This window comes from Mesorhizobium sp. M4B.F.Ca.ET.017.02.2.1 (assembly GCF_003998955.1).
Classification (GTDB): Bacteria; Pseudomonadota; Alphaproteobacteria; order Rhizobiales; family Rhizobiaceae; genus Mesorhizobium; species Mesorhizobium abyssinicae.
Genome location: NZ_RZOF01000215.1, coordinates 1 through 10,929, shown reverse-complemented (window position 1 = coordinate 10,929; position 10,929 = coordinate 1). Strand labels below are relative to the sequence as shown.

Annotated in this window: 15 protein-coding genes; 6 read left to right on the top strand and 9 right to left on the bottom strand. The window is 64.3% G+C overall.

Annotation, left to right across the window (positions count from 1 at the left end; translation table 11 throughout):
- Window positions 1-697 precede the first annotated feature (697 nt).
- The 5 genes from EN738_RS22550 to EN738_RS22530 form a co-directional block, all read right to left on the bottom strand.
- Entirely contained in the window at window positions 698-976 is a 279-nt protein-coding gene (locus EN738_RS22550) for a hypothetical protein (protein WP_127285648.1), read from the bottom strand.
- 73 nt (window positions 977-1,049) lie between these two features.
- The gene (locus EN738_RS22545) at window positions 1,050-1,655 is read right to left on the bottom strand and encodes an ATP-dependent Clp protease proteolytic subunit (protein WP_127285647.1); all 606 of its coding nucleotides are present in this window, start codon (window positions 1,653-1,655) and stop codon (window positions 1,050-1,052) included.
- 16 nt (window positions 1,656-1,671) lie between these two features.
- Entirely contained in the window at window positions 1,672-2,136 is a 465-nt protein-coding gene (locus EN738_RS22540; RefSeq protein ID WP_127285646.1) for an SRPBCC domain-containing protein, read from the bottom strand.
- Window positions 2,133-2,447 (bottom strand): metalloregulator ArsR/SmtB family transcription factor, encoded by a 315-nt coding sequence (locus EN738_RS22535; protein ID WP_127285645.1) that lies wholly within the window; start codon window positions 2,445-2,447, stop codon window positions 2,133-2,135. Before EN738_RS22535 ends, EN738_RS22540 begins: the two co-directional genes overlap by 4 nt.
- A gap of 43 nt (window positions 2,448-2,490) precedes the next feature.
- The gene (locus EN738_RS22530) at window positions 2,491-2,832 is read right to left on the bottom strand and encodes a cupin domain-containing protein (RefSeq protein ID WP_245494604.1); all 342 of its coding nucleotides are present in this window, start codon (window positions 2,830-2,832) and stop codon (window positions 2,491-2,493) included.
- Between the two features lie 258 nt (window positions 2,833-3,090).
- Between EN738_RS22530 and ssb the strand changes: the two genes are divergently transcribed.
- The 3 genes from ssb to EN738_RS22515 are packed head-to-tail and all read left to right on the top strand — an operon-like array spanning window position 3,091 to window position 4,505.
- Entirely contained in the window at window positions 3,091-3,615 is a 525-nt protein-coding gene (gene ssb / locus EN738_RS22525) for a single-stranded DNA-binding protein (RefSeq protein WP_127285644.1), read from the top strand.
- Window positions 3,616-3,651: 36 nt separating this feature from the next.
- Window positions 3,652-4,050, top strand: coding sequence for a DUF2306 domain-containing protein (locus EN738_RS22520; protein WP_127285643.1), 399 nt, complete (start codon window positions 3,652-3,654; stop codon window positions 4,048-4,050).
- A 29-nt stretch (window positions 4,051-4,079) separates the two neighbouring features.
- Entirely contained in the window at window positions 4,080-4,505 is a 426-nt protein-coding gene (locus tag EN738_RS22515; RefSeq protein ID WP_127285642.1) for an OsmC family protein, read from the top strand.
- Window positions 4,506-4,535: 30 nt separating this feature from the next.
- Here the strand turns inward: EN738_RS22515 and EN738_RS22510 are convergent, their stop codons facing one another.
- From EN738_RS22510 to EN738_RS22500, 3 genes are all read right to left on the bottom strand, one after another.
- Window positions 4,536-5,165, bottom strand: a complete 630-nt coding sequence (locus EN738_RS22510) for a MarC family protein (RefSeq protein WP_127285641.1) — start codon at window positions 5,163-5,165, stop codon at window positions 4,536-4,538.
- Between the two features lie 94 nt (window positions 5,166-5,259).
- Window positions 5,260-5,637, bottom strand: a complete 378-nt coding sequence (locus tag EN738_RS22505) for a VOC family protein (protein ID WP_127285640.1) — start codon at window positions 5,635-5,637, stop codon at window positions 5,260-5,262.
- 32 nt (window positions 5,638-5,669) lie between these two features.
- Entirely contained in the window at window positions 5,670-6,200 is a 531-nt protein-coding gene (locus EN738_RS22500; protein WP_127285639.1) for a hypothetical protein, read from the bottom strand.
- Between the two features lie 86 nt (window positions 6,201-6,286).
- Between EN738_RS22500 and EN738_RS22495 the strand changes: the two genes are divergently transcribed.
- Window positions 6,287-7,114, top strand: coding sequence for an AraC family transcriptional regulator (locus EN738_RS22495; RefSeq protein WP_127285638.1), 828 nt, complete (start codon window positions 6,287-6,289; stop codon window positions 7,112-7,114).
- Window positions 7,115-7,357: 243 nt separating this feature from the next.
- Window positions 7,358-10,144, top strand: a complete 2,787-nt coding sequence (gene gyrA, locus EN738_RS22490; RefSeq protein WP_127285637.1) for a DNA gyrase subunit A — start codon at window positions 7,358-7,360, stop codon at window positions 10,142-10,144.
- A 71-nt stretch (window positions 10,145-10,215) separates the two neighbouring features.
- Here gyrA and EN738_RS22485 read toward each other — a convergent pair whose 3' ends face one another.
- Window positions 10,216-10,359, bottom strand: coding sequence for a hypothetical protein (locus tag EN738_RS22485; protein WP_127285636.1), 144 nt, complete (start codon window positions 10,357-10,359; stop codon window positions 10,216-10,218).
- A gap of 192 nt (window positions 10,360-10,551) precedes the next feature.
- Here EN738_RS22485 and coaD point away from each other — a divergent pair.
- On the top strand, window positions 10,552-10,929 hold a 378-nt coding region (gene coaD / locus EN738_RS22480), incomplete at its 3' end, for a pantetheine-phosphate adenylyltransferase (RefSeq protein ID WP_127285635.1).

The window sequence follows — 10,929 nt, the reverse complement described above, 5'->3', positions numbered from 1 at the left end:
CCTATGTAGGTAATTTTCCCGCCACGTCGAGAGACGCCACAATTCTCGACAAAAGCGTTTAAGCGTCTTTCGCGCGGGCGAGCAAGCGGAAAGAACAAAGGCCGAACACGCTCCTGACAAAGCGGTGTGGAAATCCGGTCTCGACTTGACCTGGACGTAACCTCCCGGCGATCACATTTTTCGGTAACCGGCTATTCGATGGTTGACGTCTCCGAGCGAGGGGAGCAGTGTCCACAGGTCCAACGGAGCCGGCTGTCTTTCGATGGCCTCGCCGCCCAAAGGTGGCCTGCGAGACGCCGCAGGTTTTGCGATTTGCGCTCTGGACGACAATTGTCGCAACGGACCCAGGAGCGGAGCATGACGCCACCGGACAGTCCCTTGAGGCTCCACACCAAGATGGAGCCGCGGCGGGCATAAGTGCCAGGGCAGGCGTGAGCGTCAGCCCGACAAACCGTGACCTGTCGAATCCTCACAATTAGAGACGATAGTCGGATCGTCGGCTGAATGCCGCGATGCATCCGAAATCAAACGCCGGCAGAACACTCCCGGCAAGTTTGGATTTCAAATCCAGAAAAGCCCCGTCCGTTTTGCGGAAGCAACGGCGGGGCTGTTCGTTTGTGCAAGCACGCTACACCCCATTGCCATTGGAAACATTGGAATCGCAGTCTAGGCAGCGAAGCGCCCGGACGGTAGCCGGCTAGTGGCCCGGCGGCCTGATCCCGCCCGTCGCCATGTCGATGGTTATGCTGCCGGAAATCCTGACGTCGGTATCGCCGATCTTGAACTGGCCGTTGCCGCCGGCGGGCAGCGCGTCGTCGGGTTCGGGCTGCGGGGCAGGCTTGGCGATGCGATAGTCGCTGCTGACGCCGGGCAGCGCGCCCTTCTGCGTCGCGCTGTCATCGGCGACGGCGGCGCCCGCCAACACGCACGCGACCGCCACGATTCCCAGGAGTGTGGAAGAATGCTTGCCAATCATTGCCGGACTATAGGGTCGGCACGGCAGCGATGCCAGATCGCACGCGATCAAATTGCCGCGCGCCGGCATTCCTTCACGCGGCCTTCTTGCGGGTGTCGTAGACATGGTCGACGAGGCCCCAGGCCTTCGCCTCCTCGGCAGTCATGAAATAGTCGCGGTCGAGCGTGCGCTCGACCTCCTCGTAGGTCCGGCCGCAATGATGCGCATAGAGCTCGGTCATGCGCCGCTTGGTGCGCATGATGCCTTCGGCGTGACGCTGGATGTCGGAAGCCTGGCCCTGGAAGCCGCCCAGCGGCTGATGCAGCACGATGCTGGAGTTGGGCAGCGCGATGCGGCGCCCCGGCTCGCCCGCCATCAGCAGGAAGGACGCCATCGAGGCGGCAAAGCCCATGCACACGGTCGACACGGGGCAGGAGATGTAGCGCATCGTGTCGTAGATGGCGAAGCCGCTGGTCACCACCCCGCCAGGCGAGTTGATGTAGAGCGATATCTCCTTGTCGGGATTGTCGGACTCCAGCGACAGGAGCTGCGCGCAGACCAGCGCCGACATGCCGTCGTTGATCTCTCCGTTGATGAAGATGATGCGCTCGCGCAGCAGCCGCGAGAAGATGTCGAAGGCGCGTTCGCCGCGGCTCGACTGCTCGATCACCATCGGCACCAGATTGGCAAGCCCGCTCATCTCGTTTCTCCCTTGCTCAGGCCGCGCGCCGCAACAGCGGCGCATTCGCCGCGATCGCGCGTCCTGCGCCTTGCGCGTTGAAAGCGAGCCGGCAGCCGGCGCCAGCCATGACGACGGCGGGTGTGCGGGCGAAGCCGTCATGGACGATGCGCAGATGCGTGCCGCCGGAAACCGTGCGGGCAAGCGTGAAGGTGACGATGCTGTCCAATGCTGGAAGCTTGTCTGCATCGTCGGCACCGGGCCGCTCGCGCCACGAATAGCGCAGCAGTCGTCCAGGCTCGGCTTCAAGGACTTCGCATTCGATCGGCGCCTCGGGTCCGGCAAAGGCGAAACGGCTGCCCACTTCAGGCGTGATGTCGTTCGGCATCATCCAGGCCGCCAGCAGTTCCGGTTCGGTCAGCGCGCGCCAGACCTTCTCTGGCGGATCGGCAAGCTCGCATTCGAAGTCGAGCGGCGCTTCGGCAGGAGGACGTTCCGTCATTGGTCCATTCCCTTCAGAACTGTCTTCAGTTTCTCGATGCGTTCCGGCCAGAACGCGCGGTAGCGTTCGATCCAGCCGAGCAGCGGCTCGAGACCTTGCGGGTCGGCGCGGTAATAGGCGTTGCGGCCGGCGCGCCGTTCGACCACCAGGCCGGCGCCGCGCAGCACCGCCAGGTGCTGGGAAACCGCCGGTTGCGATACCGTCATGCCGGTGCGCAGCTCCGACACGGTCATCTCGCTGGCGGCGAGCCGCTCGTAGACGGCGCGGCGCGTCGGGTCGGCCAGCGCGCGGAAAATCTCTGCCTCGATCATGGCTGAAGCATAAGTCGATACTTATTGATTTGGCAAGCGCTGTTTACGAACCGTCAGCAAGCCAGCGTCTCACCAGTCCGGCCGGCCCGTCGAACGTCGCTTCGAAGATCGGCGAAGCGAGCACCGCATGGATGTGAAGCGGTTCGTTGCCGACATTGCGGAAGCCGTGCTTCCTGTGCGCAGGGATGATGAGAGACTGTCCTGCGGTGAGCACGCTGTGCTCGTCGTCGATCCACATCTCGGCCGTGCCGGCGATGACGGTGAGCACTTCCTCGACCGAATGCCAATGCGTCGGGGCGCCGACCGTGGGTTCGACCCACTGCTCAAAGATGCAAAGCTGCGCGGCGCCATTTTCTGGCCGAGACGTGCATGCGTGTCTCGACACCGGCGCGCCACTGTTCGCGCGGCTGGTCCCCATGTGCGATCGAATTCACCTGGCACTCCATCCATTCCCGATCACGTGGAAATTCCGGGCCGGAACACTACATGCTGCTGACAACCATTGACAGCGCGTCGCCCACATCCTAGAACGAAAAGAGAACAAAAACCTTGTGGGAAAAGCCAGTCACGACGGGCGGCGATTGCCCGCAAGCTGTAAGGTGCAGCGTCAAAAATTTGTTTCGGATGAGCGCGGAGAAGTACGATGGCGGGTAGCATCAACAAGGTCATTCTGGTCGGCAATCTCGGGGCGGACCCGGAAATCCGCCGCCTGAACTCGGGTGAGCCGGTCGTCAACATCCGCATCGCCACCTCGGAAAGCTGGCGCGACAAGAATTCCGGCGAGCGCAAGGAAAAGACCGAGTGGCACAACGTCGTCATCTTCAACGACCAGATCGCCAAGGTGGCCGAGCAGTATCTGAAGAAGGGCATGAAGGTCTATGTCGAGGGCCAGTTGCAGACGCGCAAATGGCAGGACCAGACCGGCAATGACCGCTACACGACCGAGGTCGTGCTGCAGAAATTCCGCGGTGAGTTGCAGATGCTCGACGCGCGCGGCGAGGGCGGCGGTCAGGTCGGCAGCTATGCCGGTGGCGGCAACAGCAGCCGCGGCTCGGATTTCGGCCAGTCCGGCCCGAACGACAGCTTCAGCCGCGGCGGCGGTGGTGGCGGCTCCAGGGGTGGCGGCGGCGGCGCGTCGCGCGAACTCGACGACGAGATCCCGTTCTGAGCGCCAGGACCACGTAACCGGCATTGAGGAGGGGAGATGTCGCTCGGACCATTGCTATCCGCGCCCCCTCCCATTCCGTGGCATGCATTCGCGGCCCTTGCCGCCCTGGCGATTGGCGGCGCGCAGCTGGCGCTGCCGAAAGGCACGCCGAGCCACCGCGTGATGGGCTATGCCTGGGCGGCGCTGATGCTGGTCATCGCCGTCTCGAGTTTCTGGATCCAGCAGATCCGCCTGATCGGCCCGTTTAGTCCGATCCATCTGCTGTCGATCCTGGTGCTGGTCACCGCGCCGCTGGCGGTGTGGTATGCGCACACCCATCGCGTCGCCGCGCATCGCGGCGCTATGATCAAGCTCTATGTCTTCGCCTTGATCGGCGCCGGCATCTTCACGCTGCTGCCTGGCCGGATCATGCATACGGTCATGTTCGGTCAATAGGCTAGCCAAGGCCTCGCAAGGAAAATGCCGTGAAAGCACGCGTCAAATGGGTCGAGGAACGCACCTTCGTCGGTGAGTCCGGCAGCGGCCACAAGGTTGTCCTCGGAACCGCGTCCGGCCCGGAGGGCAAAACGCCGGGGCCGAGCCCGATGGAGCTGGTGCTGATCGGCACCGGCGGCTGCTCGGCCTACGATGTCGTCCACATTCTCGAAAAAGGCCGCGAGGCGATCGAGGATTGCGTCGTCGAGCTCGACGCCGACCGCGCCGAGAAGGAGCCCAGGGTCTTCACCCGCATCCACATGCATTTCATCGTCAAGGGCCGCGCGCTCTCGCATGACAAGGTCAAGCGGGCGATCGACCTCTCGATCGAAAAATATTGCTCCGCCACCGCCATGATGGCCAAGACGGCCACCGTCACCCACGATTTCGAGGTCGTCGATACGGCGGCGAAATAGGGCAATAGGCAGTAGGCAGTAGGGTACGGCTCAAGCAGCCATCAGCGCCTTGACCCCGTCGGCGACAAACTGCACCGCCAGCGCCGCCAGGATGACGCCGAGCAGCCGCGTCAGGATGGAGCGGCCGGTCTGGCCGAGGATGCGGTCGATGCGCTCCGCCAGCACGAACACCAGATAGGTGATGGCGAGGCAGACGAAGATGATGCCGACCAGCGCCGCCTGCGCCGCGAACCCGTCGAAGTGTCCCGACAGCAGCACCGTAGCCGAGATCGCGCCGGGGCCGGCGATCAGCGGGATCGCCAACGGGAAGGCGGCGATGTTGTGGATCATATCCTTGGTGATGGCGACGTCGCCGATCTTCTCCTTGCGGTCCTGCCGGCGCTCGAACACCATTTCGAAGGCGATGAAGAACAGCAGGAAACCGCCGGCGACGCGGAAGGCCGGCAGCGTGATGCCGAACACCGACAGGATCGACGCGCCGGCAACCGCGAACAGCGCCATCACCAGGAAGCCGATCACCGAGGCGCGCACCGAAACCTGCTGGCGCTCCTCGCGGTTCATGCCGCGCGTCACGGCGAGGAAGAGCGGCGCCAGCCCCGGGGGGTCGATGGTCACCAGTATGGTGACGAAGGCGTTGAACAGGCTGTCGAAACTCGGCATCGCTGGTCCCCTCCTGCCGGGCGAAGCCCAAGCTCGCCAATTGGTAGAGCAAAGCGGAAGCGGTGGGAACAGGAAGGGAGGGGATTTCAGCCGGCTATTCGGCTTTGCCGCAGTAAGCCTCAAGCCGGTACCCGTCAGGGTCTATGACGAAGGCGGCATAGTAGTTGTCGCCATAGGCGGCGCGCAGGCCAGGCGGGCCATTGTCGCCGCCGCCGTCACGCAACGCAGCCGCATGGAAGGCATCGACGCTCTTGCGCGTCGGCGCGGCGAAACAGAAATGCAGGCCGGACTCCGTGTCCGCCGAAACCGGCCGCGCCGCTTCATTCACCCAGAGCGCCACCGCATCGGCGCCATAGCCAAGCGAGCCGGGCGACTGGCTGAGACAGCTATAGCCGAGCGGTTGCAGCACGGCATCGTAGAAGCGCTTCGAGACAGTCGCGTCGCGAACGCCGAGCGAGATGTGGTCAAGCATCGTTTTCTCCGTTTTTGCAATAGGTTGGCCGATCAGCCTTGAGTCGTGCGGCGGGCGAGGAATTCGACCTCGAGCCGCCAGGTGGCGCCGCCGTCAGGCGAGCGCTCGCCGAGCCAGCGGAACGAATTCTCGGTGATGCGCGAAAAGCTCCAACGCACCGACGCGCCGGAGCCATCGGCGCCGATCTGCACGATCGTATCGCCCTCGGCGCGGCCGAGTTGCCGGCTGTAGTATTGGTTACGGGGATCGCTCCAGAAGATGTGCCAGGCATCGACCCCGGGATCGTAGACGCGCAGCGTCGTGCCGTAGAACGTCCACGCGCCGAGGGATGTCTGCACACCAGTTTTGCGCGCGGGCAGGATCCACACATCCTGGATCGCCTTGCCCTCCAGAACCCAGCCGAAATGCACCTCGCCACGCCCGGTAAGAACCGTGCCATCTTCGAGATGGCGGGTGGCGTCGAACGTCCAGGCGCCGACGAAGCGGCCATAGAGCTCCAGCTTTTTGGCTAGGTCGGCGTTTGGGCTGGCGCTGTGCAGGGCCTCGGTGAAAGGATCGGTTATGACTGCTGCCTCGTTTGTCAGGAGAGGGCGAGCAATAGCGGCCGGACACGGTTCTGTGCTTGGGGAAAATTGCTATCTTTCGGGCCATGACGCGCGACAAGGAAATTGCTTCCGGGCAAGGCTGGCAGGTGTCGGACGTGGTGTGCACCGCCGGCGCCGGCGACAGCCCGTTCGAGGAGGAGCATCGCGGCTTTTGTGTCGCCGCGGTGACCGAGGGCACTTTCCGCTACCGGACGCGCGAAGGCACGGCGATGCTGGCGCCCGGCGCGATCCTGCTCGGCAATCCTGGCACCTGCTATGAGTGCGGGCATGAGCACGGCGCCGGCGACCGCTGCCTCTCCTTCCATTTTTCGCCGGCCTACATGGAACGCGTTGTTGCCGACGTGCCTGGCGCCAGGCGGCTTGGCTTCACCGGCCCGCGCCTGCCGCCCTTGCCGGCGCTCGCGCCGCTGCTTGCTGAAGCGGAGGCCGCGCGGGAGACAGGCGATACCGATGCATTCGAGGAAATCGGCCTGCGCATCGCCGCGGCGGCGGTCACGGCGAGTTCGGATGCCGCCGATGCCGGCCGCGCGCCGGGCCGGCGCGACCAGAAACGCGTCGCCGAGGCGGTGCGGCTGATCGAACTCGATGCAGGCCGCCCGCTGTCGCTCGCCGACCTCGCCAGCAGCGCAGCGACCAGCCCCTATCATTTCCTGCGCACCTTCCGACAGGTGGCCGGGATGACGCCCTACCAGTTCCTGCTCAGGACCAGATTGCACAGGGCCGCCGTGCGACTGCGCACCTCCGATACGGCGATCTCGACGATCGCCTTCGACGCCGGCTTCAACGACCTGTCGACCTTCAACCGCCGCTTCCGGCGCGAGATGGGAGAAGCGCCCGGCGCCTACCGGGCGGGCCGGACGGGCCGCCGCTGAGGACACCCGCAAGGCCGCCAACGGGGCCAGTTCAGCGTATTTGCGGTTCCCGCTCGATGAGGCGATCGGTTGCGAACCAGCCGCAGCGGCGGCAAAACCCGCCGGGGCCATATCGTCGCAATCAGCGGTATCCTTTTGAAATTGCCGTCAAAATTGTCTCTGGAAAAGCGCCATGAAGATTGGAGTTTCGGCGCCGCTTCCTATATAAGCAGCAAGTGATTCCCGACTGGATTGTGACCTGATTTGACCGACCAGAAGACACCGCGCGGGCCGGACGGCGGCCCCAACGGCATCGAGCCGATTTCGATCATCGAGGAGATGCAGCGCTCCTATCTCGATTACGCCATGAGCGTGATCGTCAGCCGCGCGCTGCCCGACGTGCGCGACGGCCTGAAGCCGGTGCATCGCCGCATCCTCTACGCTTCGCATGAGAGCGGCTACCACTGGAACCGCAAATATGTGAAGTCGGCGCGCCCGGTCGCCGACGTGATGGGTAAATACCATCCGCATGGCGACGCCTCGATCTATGACGCCCTCGTGCGCATGGCGCAGGACTGGTCGCTGCGCGTGCCGCTGATCGACGGGCAGGGCAATTTCGGCTCGATCGACGGCGATCCGCCGGCGGCCATGCGCTACACCGAGTCGCGTCTGACCAAGGTCGCGCATGAATTGCTGGAGGACATCGACAAGGAAACCGTCGATTTCCAGGACACTTACGATGCGTCGGGCAGCGAGCCGAAGGTGCTGCCGGCGCGCTTTCCCAATCTGCTGGTCAACGGTTCCGGCGGCATCGCCGTCGGCATGGCCACCAACATCCCGCCGCACAATCTCGGCGAAGTCTGCAACGGCGCCATCGCCCTCATCGACAATCCGGCCATCGACCTGCCGGCGCTGATGGAGATCGTGCCCGGGCCGGATTTCCCGACCGGCGGCATCGTGCTTGGCCGTTCCGGCATCTACAGCGCCTATTCGACGGGGCGCGGCTCCATCGTCATGCGCGGCCGCGTCAACATCGAGGCCCGCGGCAATGACCGTGAATCGATCGTCATCACCGAGATTCCCTATCAGGTGAACAAGGCCTCGATGATCGAGAAGATGGCCGAGCTGGTGCGCGACAAGCGCATCGAAGGCATTTCCGACATTCGCGACGAGAGCGACCGCCAGGGCTACCGCGTCGTGGTCGAGCTGAAGCGCGACGCCGTCGCCGACGTCATCCTCAACCAGCTCTATCGCTTCACGCCGCTGCAGACCTCCTTCGGCGCCAACATGGTGGCGCTGAACGGCGGCAAGCCGGAAGTGATGACGCTGATCGACATGCTGAAGGCCTTCGTCAGCTTCCGCGAGGAGGTGATCAGCCGCCGCACCAAGTATCTGTTGCGCAAGGCGCGCGAACGCGCCCACGTCCTGGTCGGCTTGGCCATCGCCGTCGCCAACATCGACGAGGTGATCAAGCTGATCCGCACGGCGCCCGATCCGCAGACGGCGCGCGAGCAGTTGATGGAGCGGCGCTGGCCCTCCGGCGACGTCGAGTCGTTGATCCTGCTGATCGACGACCCGCGCCATCGCATCAACGAGGACGGCACCTACAACCTCTCCGAGGAACAGGCACGCGCCATCCTCGAATTGCGCCTGCAGCGCCTGACCGCGCTCGGTCGCGACGAGATCGCCGACGAGTTGAACTCGATCGGTGCGGAAATCATTGATTATCTTGATATTTTGTCGTCTCGCGCGCGCATCCAGCAGATCGTCAAGGACGAGCTGATCGCGGTTCGCGACGAGTTCGGCACGCCGCGCCGCACCGAGCTCTCGGACGGCGGCGCGGACATGGAAGACGAGGACCTGATCCAGCGCGAGGACATGGTCGTCACCGTCAGCCATTCCGGCTACATCAAGCGCGTGCCGCTGTCGCTCTACCGGGCGCAGCGCCGCGGCGGCAAGGGCCGCTCCGGCATGTCGACCAAGGACGAGGATTTCGTCACCCGGCTGTTCGTCGCCAACACGCACACCCCGGTGCTGTTCTTCTCCTCGCGCGGCATCGTCTACAAGGAAAAGGTGTGGCGCCTGCCGATCGGCAACCCGCAGTCGCGCGGCAAGGCGCTGATCAACATGCTGCCGCTGGAGCAGGGCGAGCGCATCACCACCATCATGCCGCTGCCCGAGGACGAGGCGAGCTGGGGCGAGCTCGACGTGATGTTCGCCACCACGCGCGGCACCGTGCGCAGGAACAAGCTGTCCGATTTCGTCCAGGTCAACCGCAACGGCAAGATCGCCATGAAGCTGGAGGAGGAAGGCGACGAGATCCTCGGCGTCGAGACCTGCACCGACAATGACGATGTGCTTTTGACCGCGAATTCGGGCCAGTGCATCCGCTTCCCGGTCAGCGACGTGCGCGTCTTCCAGAGCCGCAATTCTGTCGGCGTGCGCGGCATCGCCATGGCCGACACCGACCGCGTCATCTCCATGTCGGTGATTGAGAATGTCGACGCATCGCCGGCCGAGCGCGCCGCGTATCTCAAGCGGGCGGCGGCGGAGCGGCGGCTTGCAGCCGGTGTGGCCGGCGAGGAAGAAGAGATCGCGCTGACCAACGAGGAGATCGGCGAGGAGGCGGAGCTTTCCGACGAACGCTACGAATTCCTCAAGGAGCACGAGCGCTTCGTGCTGACGGTGACGGAATATGGCTATGGCAAGCGGTCGTCGTCCTATGACTTCCGCCTGACCGGGCGCGGCGGCAAGGGCATCCGCGCCACCGACGTGTCGAAGGTGGCCGAGATCGGCCAGCTCGTGGCGACCTTCCCGGTCGGCAATGATGACCAGATCATGCTGGTTTCGGACGGCGGCACGGTCATACGTGTTCCGGTCTTCGGCATCCGTTTTGCCAGCCGCGCCACCAAGGGCGTCACCATCTTCAACACGGCCGAGGGCGAGAAGGTCGTCTCGGTGGAGCGGATTTCAGAACCGCAATCGGACGAGGAAGAGAGCGCCGAAGGCGAGACGGACGCCACGGACGCCGCTCCCGATACCGCCGAATAGGCCTTAAAACGGCAACGCCGGCCAGACGGCCGGCGCAATCAGGACTGTCGCCGCAATCAGGCGGGTCGAATTCAGTAGTGGCGGTAGGGTTTGCGGGCTTCGAAGCGCCGCGTGTTCGTTTTGGCGCGAACGCGCACGGCTTCCTGATGCAGGCCGAATGCGGTGGCGATCAGCATGGCGACTGTCATTGCGGTGGCTAGCATGTAGATCAGCATGTGCGTGTTCTCCTGCGCCTAATAACGGATAGATGGGACTTTGGTTTCATCTCCTGAAGCGGCAACCTAGTGAACGCTGCGTGAAACGTTGCTGATCGTCGCATTCATCTGTCGTTCACGTCTGCGAAAAGGTTCACGGATGCCTGATCAATCGGATTTGCCTTCCGTCCGCGCGCCCGCTAGAAGCCTGCCATGACCGAACGCATCGCCCTTTACGCCGGCTCCTTCGACCCGCTGACCAACGGCCACCTCGATGTGCTGAAGGCCTCGCTCGCCGTGGCCGACATCGTTTATGCGGCGATCGGCATTCATCCCGGCAAGAAGCCACTGTTTTCCTTCGAGGAACGGGTGAAGCTAATCGAGGCGGCGACCAAGGCCGAATTCGGCCGCGACGGTGCCCGCATCAAGGTCGTGGCGTTCGACGGTCTGGTCATCGACGCGGCAAGGCGGGAGGGCGCCTCGATCATGATCCGCGGCCTGCGCGACGGCACCGATCTCGACTACGAGATGCAGATGGCCGGCATGAACGAGACCATGGCGCCGGAACTGCAGACGGGCTTTCTGCCCGCC

Coding starts and splice junctions, on each gene's coding strand:
- ssb (WP_127285644.1), top strand. CDS start 3,091: ATGGCGGGTAGCATCAACAAGGTCATTCTGGTCGGCAATCTCGGGGCG.
- EN738_RS22505 (WP_127285640.1), bottom strand. CDS start 5,637: ATGCTTGACCACATCTCGCTCGGCGTTCGCGACGCGACTGTCTCGAAG.
- EN738_RS22495 (WP_127285638.1), top strand. CDS start 6,287: ATGACGCGCGACAAGGAAATTGCTTCCGGGCAAGGCTGGCAGGTGTCG.
- EN738_RS22485 (WP_127285636.1), bottom strand. CDS start 10,359: ATGCTGATCTACATGCTAGCCACCGCAATGACAGTCGCCATGCTGATC.
- EN738_RS22535 (WP_127285645.1), bottom strand. CDS start 2,447: ATGATCGAGGCAGAGATTTTCCGCGCGCTGGCCGACCCGACGCGCCGC.
- EN738_RS22510 (WP_127285641.1), bottom strand. CDS start 5,165: ATGCCGAGTTTCGACAGCCTGTTCAACGCCTTCGTCACCATACTGGTG.
- EN738_RS22520 (WP_127285643.1), top strand. CDS start 3,652: ATGTCGCTCGGACCATTGCTATCCGCGCCCCCTCCCATTCCGTGGCAT.
- EN738_RS22545 (WP_127285647.1), bottom strand. CDS start 1,655: ATGAGCGGGCTTGCCAATCTGGTGCCGATGGTGATCGAGCAGTCGAGC.
- EN738_RS22540 (WP_127285646.1), bottom strand. CDS start 2,136: ATGACGGAACGTCCTCCTGCCGAAGCGCCGCTCGACTTCGAATGCGAG.
- EN738_RS22550 (WP_127285648.1), bottom strand. CDS start 976: ATGATTGGCAAGCATTCTTCCACACTCCTGGGAATCGTGGCGGTCGCG.